The organism is Streptomyces sp. enrichment culture, assembly GCF_964273255.1.
Classification (GTDB): Bacteria; Actinomycetota; Actinomycetes; order Streptomycetales; family Streptomycetaceae; genus Streptomyces.
The window spans coordinates 694,475-712,144 of record NZ_OZ186835.1; the positions used below are offsets into that span (position 1 = coordinate 694,475).

Annotated in this window: 15 protein-coding genes and 1 pseudogene; 9 read left to right on the forward strand and 7 right to left on the reverse strand. The window is 72.7% G+C overall.

Going from position 1 to position 17,670, the window contains the following annotated elements; translation table 11 throughout:
- Positions 1 to 2: 2 nt before the first annotated feature.
- On the reverse strand, positions 3 to 617 hold the full coding sequence (locus ACSU53_RS03080; RefSeq protein ID WP_437024608.1) for a TMEM175 family protein: 615 nt from the start codon (positions 615 to 617) through the stop codon (positions 3 to 5).
- A gap of 276 nt (positions 618 to 893) precedes the next feature.
- Positions 894 to 1,925, reverse strand: a complete 1,032-nt coding sequence (locus ACSU53_RS03085) for a LacI family DNA-binding transcriptional regulator (protein WP_437024609.1) — start codon at positions 1,923 to 1,925, stop codon at positions 894 to 896.
- A gap of 116 nt (positions 1,926 to 2,041) precedes the next feature.
- Here ACSU53_RS03085 and ACSU53_RS03090 point away from each other — a divergent pair, with 116 nt between their 5' ends.
- From ACSU53_RS03090 to ACSU53_RS03105, 4 genes and pseudogenes are all read left to right on the forward strand, one after another.
- A complete protein-coding gene (locus tag ACSU53_RS03090) occupies positions 2,042 to 3,244 on the forward strand; it encodes a phytanoyl-CoA dioxygenase family protein (RefSeq protein WP_437024610.1) in 1,203 nt (400 codons plus the stop codon).
- Positions 3,245 to 3,261: 17 nt separating this feature from the next.
- Entirely contained in the window at positions 3,262 to 4,038 is a 777-nt protein-coding gene (locus ACSU53_RS03095; protein ID WP_437024611.1) for an SDR family oxidoreductase, read from the forward strand.
- Between the two features lie 56 nt (positions 4,039 to 4,094).
- Positions 4,095 to 5,099: a Gfo/Idh/MocA family protein gene (locus ACSU53_RS03100; RefSeq protein WP_437024612.1), complete on the forward strand. Its 1,005-nt coding sequence runs from the start codon at positions 4,095 to 4,097 to the stop codon at positions 5,097 to 5,099.
- Positions 5,096 to 6,124, forward strand: a pseudogene (locus tag ACSU53_RS03105) (Gfo/Idh/MocA family protein). The gene ACSU53_RS03100 and the pseudogene ACSU53_RS03105 overlap by 4 nt, the downstream one beginning before the upstream one ends.
- Positions 6,125 to 6,189: 65 nt before the next feature.
- Here ACSU53_RS03105 and ACSU53_RS03110 read toward each other — a convergent pair.
- The 5 genes from ACSU53_RS03110 to ACSU53_RS03130 are packed head-to-tail and all read right to left on the reverse strand — an operon-like array spanning position 6,190 to position 11,151.
- Entirely contained in the window at positions 6,190 to 7,209 is a 1,020-nt protein-coding gene (locus tag ACSU53_RS03110; protein WP_437024613.1) for a Gfo/Idh/MocA family protein, read from the reverse strand.
- A gap of 25 nt (positions 7,210 to 7,234) precedes the next feature.
- Positions 7,235 to 8,137 carry a sugar phosphate isomerase/epimerase family protein gene (locus ACSU53_RS03115; protein WP_164337364.1) on the reverse strand — a complete coding sequence of 301 codons (903 nt, stop codon included), beginning with the start codon at positions 8,135 to 8,137 and terminating at the stop codon, positions 7,235 to 7,237.
- A 1-nt stretch (position 8,138) separates the two neighbouring features.
- The gene (locus ACSU53_RS03120) at positions 8,139 to 9,050 is read right to left on the reverse strand and encodes an ATP-binding cassette domain-containing protein (protein WP_437024614.1); all 912 of its coding nucleotides are present in this window, start codon (positions 9,048 to 9,050) and stop codon (positions 8,139 to 8,141) included.
- A 5-nt stretch (positions 9,051 to 9,055) separates the two neighbouring features.
- Positions 9,056 to 10,132 (reverse strand): ABC transporter permease, encoded by a 1,077-nt coding sequence (locus ACSU53_RS03125; RefSeq protein WP_437024615.1) that lies wholly within the window; start codon positions 10,130 to 10,132, stop codon positions 9,056 to 9,058.
- Positions 10,132 to 11,151, reverse strand: coding sequence for a sugar ABC transporter substrate-binding protein (locus ACSU53_RS03130; RefSeq protein WP_437024616.1), 1,020 nt, complete (start codon positions 11,149 to 11,151; stop codon positions 10,132 to 10,134). The genes ACSU53_RS03125 and ACSU53_RS03130 overlap by 1 nt, the downstream gene beginning before the upstream one ends.
- 317 nt (positions 11,152 to 11,468) lie before the next feature.
- Here ACSU53_RS03130 and iolC point away from each other — a divergent pair, with 317 nt between their 5' ends.
- Genes iolC through ACSU53_RS03155 form a run of 5 tightly spaced genes read left to right on the forward strand, consistent with a single transcriptional unit; the run spans position 11,469 to position 17,654 of the window.
- Positions 11,469 to 12,461 (forward strand): 5-dehydro-2-deoxygluconokinase, encoded by a 993-nt coding sequence (iolC, locus tag ACSU53_RS03135; protein ID WP_437024617.1) that lies wholly within the window; start codon positions 11,469 to 11,471, stop codon positions 12,459 to 12,461.
- Positions 12,462 to 12,476: 15 nt separating this feature from the next.
- The gene (locus ACSU53_RS03140; RefSeq protein ID WP_437024618.1) at positions 12,477 to 13,352 is read left to right on the forward strand and encodes a Cgl0159 family (beta/alpha)8-fold protein; all 876 of its coding nucleotides are present in this window, start codon (positions 12,477 to 12,479) and stop codon (positions 13,350 to 13,352) included.
- A gap of 14 nt (positions 13,353 to 13,366) precedes the next feature.
- Positions 13,367 to 14,260 carry a 5-deoxy-glucuronate isomerase gene (gene iolB / locus ACSU53_RS03145; protein ID WP_437024619.1) on the forward strand — a complete coding sequence of 298 codons (894 nt, stop codon included), beginning with the start codon at positions 13,367 to 13,369 and terminating at the stop codon, positions 14,258 to 14,260.
- Entirely contained in the window at positions 14,257 to 16,128 is a 1,872-nt protein-coding gene (gene iolD, locus ACSU53_RS03150) for a 3D-(3,5/4)-trihydroxycyclohexane-1,2-dione acylhydrolase (decyclizing) (protein WP_437024620.1), read from the forward strand. Before iolB ends, iolD begins: the two co-directional genes overlap by 4 nt.
- A 32-nt stretch (positions 16,129 to 16,160) precedes the next feature.
- Positions 16,161 to 17,654, forward strand: a complete 1,494-nt coding sequence (locus ACSU53_RS03155; protein ID WP_437024621.1) for a CoA-acylating methylmalonate-semialdehyde dehydrogenase — start codon at positions 16,161 to 16,163, stop codon at positions 17,652 to 17,654.
- Positions 17,655 to 17,670 lie beyond the last annotated feature (16 nt).

Sequence of the window (17,670 nt, forward strand, 5' to 3'; positions counted from 1 at the left end):
TGTCATCCGGCCGCCGCCTCCGCCTTGTTGCCCAGCCACACCTTGACCGGGACCAGCACCAGCCACCACCACATGGCGGCCGGACCGATCAGCAGGGCGAGCGGGATGGTGACCAGGAACACCGCCACCGTGGCGCCCAGGTCGACGGCGGAGATCCGTTCGTCGCGCACCGGGCCGGTGTCGTCGCGCAGCCAGGGACGCCGGGAGATGACGGCGGCCAGCGCGAGGTGGACGAGACCGAGCGCGGCGACCGCCACCGAGTAGACGACGACCGAGACGGTCTCCCCGCCGTACTCCGAGATGAGCGAGGTGGGGAACGGGAGCAGGGCCGCGAGGCCCAGACCGACGACGGTCAGCGAGATGACGTGGCCGTCCACCTGCCGGACCGTGCGGAACATCGCCCGGTGGTCGCGCCAGAAGCTCGCCAGCACCAGCAGGCTGACGACGTACGCGCCCAGGTTGGGCAGCTGGTCGCGCAGTTGCTGGTGGTAGTCGTCGGCGCTGAGTCCCTGCGGCACGGAGAGGTCCAGGACGAGCAGGGTGATGGCGATGGCGAACACCCCGTCGGCGAGGGTCAGCAGACGGTCGGGGTCGCCCTCCGGGTTCGGCTTCTTCATGCGCCGACGGTAGGCAACCGGGCCGGGCGGGCCCGGGATACACGCCCGCCCCGCCGGCGGTTCACCCGGTACGCGCGCGGGCCGCGGCCCGCCCGCCCGTCGGCCCCCGCCCGTCCACCGGCGCACTCTTGCCCCGAGCCGGCTTCCCCCGGGGGCAGACGTCCACCGGCCCGACGGCCGTCCCGCCGCCGGCCCGTCACCCCGTCACCCCGTCACCCCGTCACCGGGTCACCCGGTCAGCCCGTCACCCCGTCACCGGGTCACCCGGTCAGCCCGTCACCCCAGGCTTCGCAACGGCATGTTGTACGGCGTGACCACCTGTATCGCCGACGGCAGGCTGGGCCCCGCGGGCGGCAGGGCGCCGTGGGCGCGCATCACGATGTGGCACGCCTCGCGGAGGTCCTGGCGCAGGTCGTGGTGGAGCACGGCGGACAGCCGGTGCTCGCGCAGCAGCCGGGTGTTGTCCTGGTCGAGGTCGTGGGCGACGAAGACGGCGCACTCGCGCCCGGCGTCCTCGAAGGCGCGCAGGGTGGCGATGTTGCCGCCGCCGATCGAGTACACCGCGCGGATCTCCGGATCGCGGTCGAGGGCGGCCCGGACGAGGTCGTACTGGGTGGCGTCCAGGCCCTGGCCCTCGGCGATCTCGACGAGCGCGCGCTCGGGGTGCCGGGCCCGCATGGCGCTGCGGAAACCCATCTCGCGCTCCTCCTCGTTGCGGAAGAAGCCGCTGCTGAGGCTGGTGAGGACGTTGCCGGGGCGGTCGCCGAGCCACTGGCCCATCAGGTAGGCGGCGGTGGCGCCGGCGGCGCGGTTGTCGCTGCCGACGTAGCCGACCCGGGCGCTCGCCGGGAGGTCGGTCACCAGGGTCACCACCGGGACGCCGGCCGCCGCGAGCCGGCCCACGGCGGCGGTGATCTCGGGGACGTCGGGCGCCTTGAGGATCACGCCCTGCGAGCCGCGCCGGCCGATCCGGTCCAGGAGGGCGACCAGTTCCGTGACCGGTCCGGTCTCCCGGAAGTGGAAGCGGGAGCGGACCACGGCCGGGTGCAGGGCGGGCAGTTCGGCCTCCAGCGCGGCGCGCACCGCGGTGGAGAAGCGCTCCGGCGACTGCATGACGATGTCCACCATGAAGGTCCGGCCGACCAGCCGGACCTGGGTGCGCTGGCGGTCCAGGTCGGCGATGGCCCGGTGCACCTCCTGCGCGGTGCTCTCCCGCACTCCGCCCCGCCCGTTGAGCACCCGGTCCACGGTGGCCTCGCTCAGACCTGCCTGACGTGCGATTTCCCGGATCGGGAAGGGGTGGCCCATGCGTTCCGCTCCTCCGGCCGTTGAGGGGTTTTTGATGGCTCGCTGCTGGTTGTTCGAAGGCTTTGTACTGACAAGAATGGCAGAACCGAGTCGCCCCGTGACCCGAAGGGACGAAGATGTCCATCTCCGCCGCTTCCACCCCCTCCCCCGCGTCCGCCCCCGCCGCTTCCGCGCCGGCCGCCGCCTGGTTCTCCGAGCAGGACTGCGACCTGGACGCCTTCCGCGCACTGGTCGAACGGACGACCGACGCCGCCGCCTATCCGCACGCCTCCGGCACCGAGCGGAACGTCCTGCTGTACGACGCCGACCGGCTGGCGCTCGCCGACCGCCGCGCGGTGCAGTCCGAACTGGTCCGCGCCCTCGCCGACGGCCCCGGCATCGTGGTGATCCGCGGCGCCTTCGCCGATGCGGAGGTCGTCGACCGGGCCACCGCCGTCTTCGACGCGCTGATCGCGGCGCAGCGCGCCTCGGGTGCTGCCGCCGGTGACCACTTCGCCAAGCCGGGCGCCAACGACCGGGTGTGGAACGCCCTGGAGAAGGCCGCCCTGCACGACCCGGAGGTGTTCGCCGACTACTACGCCAACGACGTGATCGCACTGGTCTCCACCGCCTGGCTGGGCCCCGGCTACCAGGTCACCTCGCAGGTCAACGTGGTCAACCCGGGCGGCGCCGCGCAGACCGTGCACCGCGACTACCACCTCGGCTTCCTGTCGGACGAGGCCGCCGCCGGCTACCCGGCGCACGTGCACCGCCTGTCCCCCGTCCTCACCCTCCAGGGCGCGGTCGCGCACTGCGACATGCCGGTGGAGTCCGGGCCCACCCTCTACCTGCCGCACTCACAGAAGTTCGAGCCCGGCTACCTCGCCTGGCGGCTGCCCGCGTTCCAGGCGTACTTCGAGGAACACCACGTGCAGCTCCCGCTGGCCAAGGGCGACGCCGTGTTCTTCAACCCGGCGCTGTTCCACGCCGCCGGCGCCAACCGCTCCGCGGACATCCGGCGGATGGCGAACCTGCTCCAGGTCTCGTCCGCGTTCGGCCGGGCGATGGAGTCGGTCGACCGCGAGGCGGTGGCCGGCGCGGTCTACCCGGTGCTGCTGCGGCGCCGGGAGGAGGGCGCCGGGGAGCAGTGGCTGGAGAACGTGATCGCCGCGAGCGCCGAGGGCTACCCCTTCCCCACCAACCTCGACAACGACCCGCCGGTCGAGGGTCTGGCCCCGCCCTCGCAGGCGGACGTGGTACGGCGGGCGCTGCGCGAGGGGTGGACCGCGCGCACCCTGCGGGACGAGCTGCGGGCCGGTGCCCGGCGGCGCGCGAGCTGAAAGGAACCGGAACGTCAATGGGACTTCTCGACGACAAGGTCGTCCTCGTCAACGGCGGCAGTCAGGGCGTCGGTGCCGCCATCGCACGGGCCGCCGTCCGCGAGGGGGCGGTCGTGGCCGTCACCGGGCGGCGCCAGGAACCCGGTGAGGCCCTGGTGGCCGAGCTGGCCGCGGCGGGCGGCAAGGCGTCGTTCGTCCGCGCCGACCTGGCCGACGCCGGGCAGGCGAAGGACGCCGTCGCCCAGGTGGTCCGGGAGTACGGCCGGGTCGACTGCCTGGTGAACTCGGCCGGACTGACCACCCGCGGGACCCTGCTGGACACCACGCCCGAGCTGTTCGACCAGCACATCGCGATCAATCTGAAGGCGCCGTTCTTCGCCATGCAGGCCGCGGTCGCGGACATGGTGCGGCGGGAGGCGCCGGGGACGGTCGTCAACATCATCACCTCGTCGGCGCACGGCGGGCAGCCGTTCCTCGCGCCGTACGTCGCCGCGAAGGCCGGGCTGGCGGGTCTGACCCGGAACGCGGCCCACGCCCACCGGTGGGACCGCATCCGGATCAACGGCCTGAACATCGGCTGGACCGCCACCGAGGGCGAGGACGCCACCCAGCGCGCCTTCCACGGAGCCGGTGACGACTGGCGCGACCGGGCCGCCGAGCGGCTGCCGATGGGCAAGCTGGGCCAGCCGGACGAGATCGCCGACTTCGTGGTCCTGCTGCTGTCCGACCGTTCCGGAGTCGTCACCGGGTCCGTCATCGACTGGGACCAGAACGTCCTCGGCGGCCTCGACTGACCGCACCCGTCCCCGCACCCCGCACCCCGCACCCCGCACCCAAGGAGCACCACCCCATGCGCATCGGAATCCTCGGCCTCGGCCGGATCGGCGCCTTCCACGCCGAGACCCTGTCCGGACTCGACGCCGTCGAGTCGCTCGTCGTGTCCGACCCGTACGCCCAGGCCGCGAAGGCCGCCGCCGAGCGGTTCGGCGCCCAGGTCGCCGACTCGCCCGAGGCCGTGCTCGCGGCCGGGGTGGACGGCGTGGTGGTGGCCGCCGCGACCGACGCCCACCCGGGGCTGATCCTGGCCTGTGTGGAGGCGGGCGTCCCGGTCTTCTGCGAGAAGCCGGTGGCCCGCACCATGGCCGAGGGCGTCTCGGTGCTGGAGCGGGTCGCGGGCAGCGGCGTGCCGGTGCAGATCGGCTACAACCGCCGCTTCGACGCCGGGTTCGTCGCCGCCCGGGAGGCCGTGGCCGGCGGGGAGCTGGGCACCCTGCACACCGTGCGGTCGACGACGCTGGACCCGGCGCCGCCGCCGGCCGCGTACATCGCCGCCTCCGGCGGCATCTTCCGGGACTGCTCGGTGCACGACTTCGACATCATCCGCTGGGTGACCGGCCGGGAGGTGACCGAGGTCTACGCGGCCGGCGCCAACCGGGGTGCCGACCACATCCGGGAGGCGGGCGACGCCGACACCACCGGCGCGGTCCTCACCCTGGACGACGGCACCCTCGCCGTCGTCTCCAACAGCCGTCACAACGCCCGCGGTTACGACGTGCGCATGGAGATCCACGGCTTCCGGGACTCCATCGCGGTCGGCCTGGAGGACAAGCTGCCGCTGCGGTCGGTGGAGCCGGGCGTCACCTTCCCCGCCGGCACCCCGCACGACTTCTTCATGGACCGCTTCGCCGACGCCTACCGGGCCGAACTGGCGGCGTTCACCGAGGTGGTGGCCGGTTCCCGGCCCTCTCCGTGCACCATCGAGGACGCGCTGGAGGCCGGCTGGATCGCCGAGGCGTGCACCCTGTCGCTGCACGAGCACCGCCCCGTCACCCTGGAGGAGGTACGCCGGGCATGAGCGGACCGGGCCGGGCCTCACGGCCCCTGCGCATCGGGTCCCGGGAGCGGCTCGGAACATCCAGCGTGCTCTGAGCGGTCCGGCCCACGTGGGCGGTCACCGTCGAAGTGACGGTGACCGCCCGCGACCGTTTCCGGGCGGAGGCGTTCGCCGCCGCGCACGGTGTGGAACGGGTCCTCGCCTCCTACGCGGAGCTGCCGGCCGACCCGGAGGTCGAGGTCGTCTGCAACCCCCTGGCCAACGGCCTGCACGGGCCGTACCACCTGGCCGCGCTCGCCGCCGGGAAGCACGTGCTGACGGAGAAGTCGTCGGCGAGCAACGCCGAGGAGGCGCGGGAGGTGCGGGAGGCGGCCGCGCGGGCGGGGACGGTGTTCATGGAGGCGTTCCGCTACCTCTTCCACCCGGTCACCCGGCGCGTGCACGAGCTGCCGGCCTCCGGCGCGCTCGGCGCGCTGCGCCACGCCGAGGCCCTGGTGGCGATCCCCGCTCCGGACGCCGGTGACCCGCGCTGGTCGCTGTCGCTGGCCGGGGGCGCCCTGATGGACCTCGGCTGCTACGGCCTGCACGCGCTGCGCGGGCTCGCCCCGTGGGCCGGCGGTGCCCCGCACCCGGTGGCGGCCCGGGCCGCCGAACCGGCGGGCGCGCCGGGCGTGGACGAGTGGCTGGACGCCGACCTGGCGTACCCCGGCGGCGCCACCGGCACCGCCCGCTGCCACATGGCGTACGGCGGGCTGGAGACGAGCCCGCGGATCGTCGGCACCCGGGGCGAGGCGCGGGCCGCGAACTTCGTCCTGCCGCACCTGGACGACTGGGTCGTGGTCCGCACCGGCGCGGGATCCCGGACGGAGCGCCTGGGCACCCGCTCGTCGTACGCGTACCAGCTGGAGGCGTTCGCCGACGCGGTGCTCCGCGGCACCCGGCTGCCGCCGGCCGCGGACGACGCGCCGGCGACCATGACGCTGGCGGACGCCTGCTACCGCGCGGCCGGTCTTCCCGTCCGGCCGCGCACCGCGCCCGGGCACTGACCGGCCGGAACGGCGACGACGTGTGGGGCGGCCCCCTCCGAGGGGGCCGCCCCACACGTCATGGGTCACCGGTACAGGGCGGGCCGGTCCACCAGGTCGACCTCGACCCGGCCGCCGTTCTCCAGGGCGCGCACGCCCGCCTCGCAGACCGCGGCCGCCGCGTAACCGTCCCAGACGCCGGGGCCGGTGACCTCGCCGCGCCGGGTGGAGTCCACCCAGGCCCGGACCTCGTCGTCGTAGGCCTGGGCGAAGCGCTCGCTCCAGTCCTGGGTGATGGTGCCGCCCCAGCGCCCGGCCATGTTGGTCACCAGGGCGTGGCCGTCGCCGATGCGGGCGGTGCCGCGTTCGCAGACCGCCTCGGCCTGGACCTGGTAGCCGAAGCCGCAGTTGACGAAGATCTCCACGTCGGAGAGGGCGCCGCCGTCGGTCTCCAGCACGACGAACTGCGGGTCGCGCAGTCCCTCCGGGGCGCCGGCCGACGCGGCGGGCCGCAGCACGGTCACCGCGGTGATCTCGTGACCGAGCAGCCAGCGGGTGGCGTCGACCTCGTGGGCCACGGAGTCGGTGATGAGCATGGAGCTGGTGAAGAAGGGCGGGCTGGCCACGTTGCGGTGGCGGTTGTGCAGCATCAGGGGGCGGCCGAGCTGCCCGCTGTCCAGCAGGGCCTTCAGCCGCACGTACTCCGCGTCGTAGCGGCGCATGAAGCCGACCTGGACCCGGCGGTGGCCGAGGGCCTGTTCGGCCTCCATGACGCGCAGGGCGGAGGCCGCGTCGGGGGTGAGCGGCTTCTCGCACAGGACGGGCAGGTCGTGCTCGATCGCGGCGAGGAGGGTGGCCTCGTGGGCCGGGCCGGGCGAGGCGACGAGGACGGCGTCGACGCCGGGGGCGGCCATCGCGGCGGCCGGGTCGGTGTGGGCGGTGCAGCCCTCGATGTCCGCGGCGACGGCCTCGGCCCGCGCCGCGTCCACGTCGGCCACGGCGGCGACCCGGGCACCGCCGATGGTCCGGTCGATGCGGCGCACGTGGTCGGCGCCCATCCGGCCGGCCCCGATGACGGCGATGCCCAGGGGTTCGCGCCGGTTCATGGCGTACCGCCTTCCTGTCGGTTCGTCAGGCGCCGCAGGAGCGGAGGAACTTGCGGGTGCGGACGGCGATCGGCAGCGGCTTGTCGGGCTCGCAGGGGTACATGTCCTGCTCGACGATGGCGAACAGGTCCACGCCCAGCTTCTGGGCGGCCACCAGGACCGGCTCCAGCTCGGGCACGCCGCCGGGCGGCTCGCACATCACGCCGCGCTGCACGGCGGGCCCGAAGGGGATCTCGTTCTTGACGACGTCGGCGAGGATGTCCGGGTCGACCTGCTTGAGGTGCAGGTAGCCGATGCGTTCGCCGTAGGTCTCGATCAGCTTGACGCTGTCGCCGCCGCAGTAGGCGTAGTGGCCAGTGTCGAGGCAGAGGTTGACCACGTCGGAGTCGGTGGAGTCGAGGAAGCGCTCGACGTGCTCCTCGGTGTCGATGTGGGTGTCGGCGTGCGGGTGGACCACGATGTCGAGGCCGTAGGTGTCGCGGACCTCGCGGCCCAGCCGCTCCATGCCGGTACTCAGGTGGCGCCACTGCTCGGTGGTGAGTTCGGGGGCCTCCAGGATCTCGGCGGTCTTGTCGTCGCGCCAGAAGGAGGGGATGACGACGAGGTGCTCGGCACCCATGTCGCGGGTGAGGGCGGCCACCCGGCTGACCTGCTCCCAGGTGGCGTCCCACTCGGACGGCCCGCGGTGCAGCCCGCAGAAGATGGTGCCGGCGGAGACCTTCAGGCCGCGGCGCTGCACCTCGTCGTTGAGGCGGGCGGGGTCGGTGGGGAGGTAGCCGTAGGGGCCGAGTTCGATCCAGGAGTAGCCGGCCTCGGCGACCTCGTCGAGGAAGCGCTGCCAGGGCACCTGCTGCGGGTCGTCGGGGAACCAGACGCCCCAGGAGTCGGGGGCGGAGCCCACCCTGATGCGGTCGAGCGCGACTGCCATGTCAGGACTTTCCTTCCGGTGTTGCGGCGGCGGGGGACGGGACGGCGCCGTCCCCGGGCAGTTCCTCGGTGTCGACGCCGCGGACCTGCGCCAGCTCGTGCTTGAGGGCGGCCAGTTCGGCGCCGCCCGCCATGTGGTTGGTGAGTTCCTCCAGGCCGACCTCGCCGCGGGACGCGGAGAGTTCCAGCGTGCCCAGACGCAGCACGTTGAAGTGGTCGCCCACCATGTAGGCGTGGTGCGGGTTGTGGGTGATGAAGATGACGCCGAGGCCGCGGTCGCGGGCCATGGCGATGTACTTCAGGACGACGCCGGACTGCTTGACGCCGAGGGCGGCGGTGGGCTCGTCCAGGATGAGGACGCGGGCGCCGAAGTAGACCGCGCGGGCGATGGCGACGCACTGGCGCTGTCCGCCGGAGAGCGTGCCGATGGGCTGCTCCAGGTCGTCCAGGACGATGCCCATGTTGCGCAGTTCCTCGTCCGCGGTCTTCTTCATCCGCTCGATGTCGAGGCGGCGCACGGGCCAGGGGCCCTTGGTCATCTCGGAGCCGAGGAAGAAGTTCCGCCAGACCGGCATCAGCGGGACGACCGCGAGGTCCTGGTAGACGGTGGCGATGCCCCGGTCGAGGGCCTCACGGGGGGTGGAGAAGCGCACCGGCTCGCCGTCGACGAGGAACTCGCCCTCGGTGTGCTGGTGCAGCCCGGAGATGATCTTGATGAGGGTGGACTTGCCGGCGCCGTTGTCGCCGAGGACGCAGGTCACCTTGCCGGGGTGGACGCTGAGGTCGACGCCGTGCAGGGCGCGGATGTTGCCGTAGGACTTGCCGGCCCCGCGAAGCTCCACCAGGGGGTGGTCGCCGGCGGGCGGGGTGTCCTTCAGGACGGCACCGTGGGTGCCGGTGGTCTTGTCGGTCATTGCGGTCACCTCCGGGTCGCCGTGCGCTGGACGTACAGGTTGATGAGGACGGCGCCGAGGAGCATCACGCCGAGGAAGGCCTTGAACCAGTCGGGGTTCCACCCGGCGAAGACGATGCCCTGCTGCACCATGCCGAACATGAAGGCGCCGAACACCGGGCCGATGGCGGAGCCGTAGCCGCCGGTCATCAGACAGCCGCCGATGACCGCCGCGGCGATGTAGATGAGCTCCTGGCCCACGCCCTCGCCGGACTGCACGGTGTTGAAGGAGAACAGGTTGTGCATGCCGACGAACCAGGCGCCGAAGCCGACCAGCATGAACAGCGAGATCTTGGTGAAGGTGACGGGGACGCCCACCGCGCGGGCGCTCTCCTTGTTGCCTCCGACGGCGAAGATCCAGTTGCCGTACTTGGTGCGCAGCAGGACCCAGGTGGCGAGCGCGGCGAAGACCAGCCACCACACCACCGTGATCTTGACCTGGACACCGCCGACGTCGAAGGAGGACGCGAACAGGGCCTTGGCCTGGTCGAAGCCGTCCATGTCGCTGATGTCGTCGGTGGCGACGTTGGTGGTGACGAGTTTGGTCACCGCGAGGTTGAGTCCCTGGAGCATCAGGAAGGTGCCCAGGGTGATCAGGAAGCTGGGCAGTCCGGTCTTGACCAGCATCCAGCCGTTGAACATGCCGACCGCCAGGGACACCACGAGGGCGACGATCACACCGACCCAGACGTTCATGGTCAGCTGGTAGCTGAGCATGCTCGCGGTGAGCGCCGAGGTGACGACGGCGACGCCTGCGGAGAGGTCGAACTCGCCGCCGATCATCAGCAGCGCCACGGGCAGCGCCATGATCCCGATGGTCGACGACTGGTAGAGGACCGTCGACATCGAACTGCCCTGACGCAAGGTCGGCGCCATGATCAGGAAGAAGACCAGGATGGCCAGGGCCCCGAGGAAGACACCCACCTCGGGACGGGCCAGGAGGCGCAGCGCCAGCGGGCGCCGCACGGTACGTCCGTCGCTCTCCTTGGGGCCGGGGGCCGGCGGTGGGGTCACCGCCGGCTCAGCCTGCTGCGCCATGCTCATCACCGGGTGCCCTTCGCGGCGAAGCCGTCGATCACGTCGACGTTGGACTCGTCGACGAAGGCCGGGCCGGTGAGGACCGGCTGCTCGCCGCCGCCGCTGTAGTTGCCGTTGTTCTTGTACAGCCACAGGCCGTCCACCGCGAGGTAGCCCTGGAGGTAGGGCTGCTGGTCGACGGCGAACTCGATGTCGCCGGCCTTGATGGCCTTGGTCAGGTCCTTGTTGAGGTCGAAGGTGGCGACCTTCGCCTTGCTGCCGGCGTCGGCGACCGACTGCACCGCGGTCGCGGCGAAGGGGGCGCCGAGGGTGGCGACGTAGTCGATCGAGGAGTCCTGCTTCAGCTTGGCGGTGATCGTCGACTTCACCGACGGCATGTCGGTGCCGTTGACGTTCAGGACCTGGGTCTTGCCCTCGAAGGTCTTCTCCAGGCCGGCGCACCGCTGGGTGAGCCCGACGTTGCCCTGTTCCTGGATGACGCAGACGGCGTTCTTGGCGCCGACCTCGTTGAGCTTCTTGCCGAAGGCCTCACCGGCGACGGACTCGTCCTGGCCGAAGAACTCCAGCAGGCCGAGCTCCTTCCAGTCGCTGAGACCGGAGTTCAGGCCGACGACCGGGATGCCGGCCGCCTCCGCCTTGGCGATGACGCCCTTGAGCGCGTCGGGCTTGGCGAGGGTGACGGCGATGCCGTCGACCTTCTGGTCGATCGCGTTCTGCACCAGGTTGGCCTGGTTGCCCGCGTTCGGGTCGGCGGAGTAGACCAGCTTGATGTTGTCCTTGGCCGCCGCGGCCTCGGCGCCCTTGCGGACGATGTCCCAGAAGGTGTCGCCGGGGGCCTGGTGGGTGACGAGGGCGACGGTCATGCGGGGCGTGGAGGCCTTGCCCGCCGACGCCTCGGCGCCGCCCTCCTCCGACTTCTTGCCGCCGGAGCCGCTGGAGCAGCCGGCGAGGGTCAGGGCGGCTGCCGCGGCCACCGCGACGTACGGGGCGATTCTGCGGGAGCGGGTGTGCGAAGAGCGGTCCATCGTTGCCTGCACCTCACTGTGCTACACGGGGGAAAGGGCGGGAGTCCGAGGATCCGGCCCGGATCCTCGGGAGTCCGGGGTGTGTGCCGTGGAAACGGCTGGTGTGCTGGGACCGGATCAAATCCCGTGTCGCGCCCGCTGTCAATACTTTGTTAAGACATCATTTCACGAGCTAGTCCGAATGTAAGTACAAACCCTTGACACCGCCGCCCTCCGCGACCTACACCTGAGAGGCGGCAGGCCCCCGGAAACCACGCCCCCACCGTTTCAGGGCGCCTTGGGACCCGCATCCCCAGCAGCTCGAGGAGCGTCGCTCAATGACCGTCTCACCACAGTATTTCGACCTGATCACGATGGGCCGCATCGGGGTCGACCTCTACCCCCTGCAGACCGGAGTGCCGCTGCCGAAGGTGGAGACGTTCGGGAAGTTCCTGGGCGGCTCGGCCGCCAACGTCGCCGTCGCCGCGGCCCGGCTGGGCCGCTCCACCGCGCTCGTCAGCCGCACCGGCGACGACCCCTTCGGCACCTACCTGCACGAGGCGCTGAAGGACTTCGGCGTCGACGACCGCTGGGTCACCCCGGTCGCCGCGTACCCGACGCCGGTGACGTTCTGCGAGATCTTCCCGCCGGACGACTTCCCGCTGTACTTCTACCGCCGGCCCAAGGCCCCCGACCTGGAGATCCACGCCGAGGAGCTGGACCTCGGGGCGGTGCGCGCCGCCGGCATCTTCTGGGTCACCGGCACCGGGCTCAGCGAGGAGCCCAGCCGCTCGGCCACGCTCGCCGCTCTGGAGGCCCGCGCCAAGTCCGGGCCCACCGTCTTCGACCTCGACTGGCGCCCGATGTTCTGGCGCGACCCCGACGAGGCCCGCCCGTACTACCGCGAGGCCCTGCGCCACACGACCGTCGCGGTCGGCAACCTCGACGAGTGCGAGGTCGCCACCGGCGTGCGCGAGCCCGCCGCCTGCGCCGAGGCGCTGCTCGCGGCCGGCGTGGAGCTGGCCGTGGTCAAGCAGGGCCCCAAGGGCGTCCTCGCGGTGCACCGCGACGGCACCCGGGCCGAGGTGCCGCCGGTGCCGGTCGACGTGGTCAACGGGCTCGGCGCGGGCGACGCCTTCGGCGGCTCGCTCTGCCACGGGCTGCTGGCCGGCTGGGACCTGGAGAAGACCATGCGGCACGCCAACGCCGCCGGCGCGCTGGTCGCCTCGCGCCTCGCTTGTTCGTCCGCCATGCCGACCGCACCGGAGGTCGCGGACCTCCTCGCCCGGGCCGAGTCGCCGACCGCGGCCGGCCGGCCGGGCCAGCCCTGAAACGGAGCCCCTGTCTTGAATCTCAGCATTCCCGACCTCACCACGGTCCGGGCCCGTCACCCCGAGGCCGTCGCGGAGGCGGCCGCGCGCCGGTCCCGCCGCCCGCTGATCGGCGACAGCGGACGGCTCATGATCGTGGCCGCCGACCACCCGGCCCGCGGCGCGCTCGGCGTCGGCGGCCGGCCCCTGGCCATGGCCGACCGGGCCGACCTGCTGGAACGCCTGTGCGTCGCGCTGTCCCGGCCGGGCGTCGACGGGGTGCTGGCCACCGCGGACGTCCTGGAGGACCTGCTCCTGCTCGGGGCGCTGGAGAACAAGGTGGTCATGGGGTCGATGAACCGCGGCGGCCTGGCCGGCGCCGCGTTCGAGATGGACGACCGCTTCACCGGCCACCGGCCCGAGGACATCGAACGCCTCGGCTTCGACGCGGGCAAGCTGCTGGTCCGCGTCGACTACGACGACCCGGGCTCGCTGACCACCCTGGAGTCCACCGCCCGCGCGATCGACGCGATGGCCGAGCGCCGCCTGCCGGTGTTCGTCGAGCCGTTCATATCCCGCCGCGTCGACGGCCGGGTCCGCAACGACCTCTCCGCCGAGGCGGTCACCCGGTCCGTCGCCATCGCCTCCGGCCTCGGCGGCACCTCCGCCTACACCTGGCTGAAGCTGCCGGTCACCGAGAACGCCGACGACATGGCCGAGGTGCTCCGCACCTCCACCCTGCCCGTGGTGCTCCTCGGCGGCGAGGTCGGCGACCAGGACGCGGCGTACGAACGGTGGGGCAAGGCCCTGCGGCTGCCCTCGGTGCAGGGGATGGTCGTCGGCCGCTCACTGCTGTACCCGGCCTCCGGCACCGTGGAGGCGGCGGTGGACACCGCCGTCGGCCTGTTGTGAGACGAAAGGCTGCCATGACGCATCACCTCCCCGCGGGCCGCGCCTCGGCCGGCCCCCACCTGGTCGACATCAGCCCGGAGAGCGCCGGCTGGGGATACTCCAGTCTGCGCGTGCTCGAACTGCCGCCCGGCGGCAGCCACACCTTCGACACCGGCGACAGCGAGTGGATCGTGCTGCCGCTGAGCGGCGGCTGCACGGTCACCGCGGACGACGACTTCGGCCACGAGACCTTCGAACTCACCGGCCGCACCAGTGTGTTCGACGGCGTCACCGACTTCGCCTACGTCCCGCGCGACGCCCGGGCGAGCGTCACCAGCGCCGCCGGCGGACGGTTCGCGCTCACCGGCGCCCGCTGCACCCGCCGGCTGCCCGCCCGCTACGGGCCCGCCTCCGACGTGCCCGTGGAGCTGCGCGGCACCGGCAACTGCTCCCGCCAGGTCAACAACTTCGGCGCCGCCGGGGTCTTCGAGTGCGACAAGCTGATCGCCGTCGAGGTGCTCACCCCGGGCGGCAACTGGTCGTCCTTCCCGCCGCACAAGCACGACGAGCACCGGCCCGGCGAGGAGTCCGTGCTGGAGGAGATCTACTACTTCGAGTTCGCCGCCCACGACGGCACCCCGGGCCTGGGCTACCAGCGGGTCTCGCCCTCCGGACCGGGCCGGGACACCGACGTGCTGGCCGAGGTGCGCGACGGCGACGTGGTCCTCATCCCGGACGGCTGGCACGGGCCGTCCATGGCGGTGCCCGGCCACCACATGTACTACCTCAACGTGATGGCCGGGCCCGAGGACGAGCGCGCCTGGCTGATCTGCGACCACCCCGACCACGCCTGGATCCGCGACACCTGGCCGGACCAGCCCGTCGACCCCCGACTGCCCCTCTACACCGCCCCGGAGAGGTCCGCATGAGCGCCGCCACCCGCCGACTGACGACCGCGCAGGCCCTGGTGCGGTTCCTGTCCGCCCAGTACACCGAGCGGGACGGCGTACGCCGCCGGCTCATCTCCGGAACGTGGGGCATCTTCGGCCACGGCAACGTGGCGGGCATCGGGCAGGCACTCGTCGAGTACGCCGACGTCATGCCCTACCACCAGGGCCGCAACGAGCAGTCCATGGTGCACGCGGCCGTCGGCCACGCCCGCCAGCTCAACCGGCTCTCCGCGCAGGCGGTCACCACGTCGATCGGCCCCGGCGCGACCAACCTGGTGACCGGCGCCGCGCTGGCCACCATCAACCGGCTGCCGGTCCTGCTGCTGCCCGGCGACTACTTCGCCGGCCGGGCCGCCGACCCGCTGCTGCAGCAGCTGGAGCACCCGGCCGGCCCCGACGTGTCCGTCAACGACACCCTGCGCCCGGTGTCCCGCTTCTTCGACCGGATCACCCGCCCCGAGGCCCTGATCCCGTCCGCGCTCCAGGCGATGCGGGTGCTCGCCGACCCCGCCGAGACCGGCGCGGTCACCCTGGCCCTCCCCCAGGACGTGCAGGCGGAGGCGTACGACTGGCCGGAGGAGTTCTTCGCCGACCGCGTCTGGTACGTACGGCGGACCGCGCCGGACCCGGTCGAACTGGCCGCGGCGGCCGAGGCGGTCCGGTCCGCGCGCCGCCCGCTGCTCGTCGCGGGCGGCGGCGTCCACCACAGCGAGGCCGAGGAGGCGCTGAAGGCGTTCACGGACGCGACCGGGATCCCCGTCGCCTCCACCCAGGCCGGCAAGGGCTCCCTGCGCCACGACGACCCCGCCGACCTCGGCGGCATCGGCCACACCGGCACCGCGGTCAGCAACGACCTGGCCCGCACCGCCGACCTGGTGATCGGGGTGGGCACCCGCTACACCGACTTCACCACCGCCTCCGGCACCCTCTTCCAGAACCCGGACGTGCGCTTCCTCAACCTCAACGTCACCGGCTTCGACGCCCACAAGATGGCCGCCCGCACCCTGGTCTGCGACGCCCGCACCGGCCTGGAGCAGCTCACCGCGACACTCGACGGGTACCGGGTCGGCGAGGAGTACGCCGCCGAGTACCGGGCCGGCAAGGAGCGCTGGGACGGGATCGTCGCCGACGCCTACCGGGCGGACCACGACAGTGCGGTGCCGACGCAGACGCAGGTGCTGGGCGCGCTGGACGCGGTGGTGGGCGACGAGGACGTGGTGATCAACGCGGCCGGGTCGCTCCCCGGCGACCTGCACAAGCTGTGGCGCGCGCGCAGCCCCCGCCAGTACCACCTGGAGTACGGCTACTCCTGCATGGGCTACGAGATCCCCGCCGCCCTGGGCGTCCAGCAGGCGGCGCCCGGTACGCCGGTGTGGGCGCTGGTGGGCGACGGCACCTACCTGATGATGCCGACGGAGATCGTCACCGCCGTGCAGGAACGCCTGCCGGTCAACGTCGTGCTGATCCAGAACCACGGCTACGCCTCCATCGGCGGTCTGTCGGAGTCGGTGGGCGGCGAGCGCTACGGCACCGCCTACCGCCACCGGGCCGAGGACGGCACCTTCACCGGCGCCCCGCTGCCCGTCGACCTGGCGGCCAACGCGGCCAGCCTCGGCATGGACGTGCTGCGCGCGAAGACGGTGGGCGAACTGCGGTCCGCGCTCGCCGAGGCCCGCGCCTCGGACCGTCCCACGTGCGTGTACGTGGAGACCGACCCGTCGCCCACCGCTCCCCCGGCCGAGGCCTGGTGGGACGTGCCGGTGGCCGAGGTGGCGGACCGCGAGGCGGCCGTGCGGGCCCGCAAGGTCTACGACCGCGAGGTCGCCGTCCGCCGCCGCCACCTGTAGAACTCCCCCCTTACGAAAGGTCCGTTGCGCACATGAAGACCATCAGCCACTTCATCGGCGGCAAGCCCGTCGACGGCACCTCCGGCCGCTTCGGCCCGGTATGGAACCCGGCCACGGGCGTCCAGGAGAAGCAGGTCGCGTTCGCGACCGCCGACGAGGTGGACGCCGCCGTCGCCGCCGCGAAGGACGCGTTCACCACCTGGGGCGCCTCCTCGCTCGCCCAGCGCACGGCGATCCTGTTCAAGTACCGGGAACTGCTGGACGCCCACCGCGACGAGATCGCCACCCTGATCACCGCCGAGCACGGCAAGGTGCACTCCGACGCCCTCGGCGAGGTCGCGCGGGGCATGGAGATCGTGGAGCTGGCCTGCGGCATCAGCGTGCAGCTCAAGGGCGAGCTGTCCACCCAGGTCTCCACCCGGGTCGACGTCGCCTCGATCCGCCAGCCGCTGGGCGTGGTGGCCGGCATCACCCCGTTCAACTTCCCGGCGATGGTGCCGATGTGGATGTTCCCGCTGGCCATCGCCTGCGGCAACACCTTCGTCCTGAAGCCGTCCGAGAAGGACCCGTCGGCGTCGCTGCGGCTGGCCGAACTGGCCGCCGAAGCCGGTCTGCCCGACGGCGTGCTGAACGTGGTGCAGGGCGACCGCGAGGCGGTGGACCGGCTCCTGGAGCACCCCGACGTCGAGGCGGTGTCCTTCGTCGGCTCCACGCCCATCGCCCGGCACATCCAGCTGAAGGCCGTGGAGCACGGCAAGCGGGTGCAGGCGCTCGGCGGCGCCAAGAACCACATGCTGGTGCTGCCCGACGCCGACCTGGACCTGGCCGCCGACCAGGCGATCAACGCGGCCTACGGGTCGGCCGGCGAACGCTGCATGGCGGTGTCGGTGGTCGTCGCGGTCGGCGACACCGGCGACGAGCTGGTCGGCCGGATCGCCGAGCGGGCGCGGGCGCTGCGCATCGGGCCCGGGGACGACCCGGCGTCCGAGATGGGCCCGCTGATCACCCGCGAGCACCGTGACAAGGTGGCCTCGTACGTGGCGGGCGCGGCGGCGCAGGGCGCCGAAGTCGTCGTGGACGGCACCGGCCTCACGGTCGAGGGCCACGAGGACGGGTTCTTCCTCGGGGTCTCCCTGCTGGACCGGGTGCCGGTGACGGCGGACGCCTACCGGGACGAGATCTTCGGCCCGGTGCTGTGCGTGGTCCGGGCGGAGACCTACGACGAGGCCATCGAGCTGATCAACTCCTCCCGCTGGGGCAACGGCACCGCGATCTTCACCCGGGACGGCGGCGCCGCCCGCCGCTTCCAGCTGGAGGTCAAGGCCGGCATGGTCGGCGTCAACGTCCCCATCCCGGTCCCCGTCGGCTACCACTCCTTCGGCGGCTGGAAGGACTCCCTCTTCGGCGACCTGCACATCTACGGCAACGACGGCATCGCCTTCTACACCCGCGGCAAGGTCGTCACCACCCGCTGGCCGGACCCGTCGGACGCCGGCATCAACCTCGGTTTCCCCAGCAACTCCTGACCACCCGCCCGCTCCC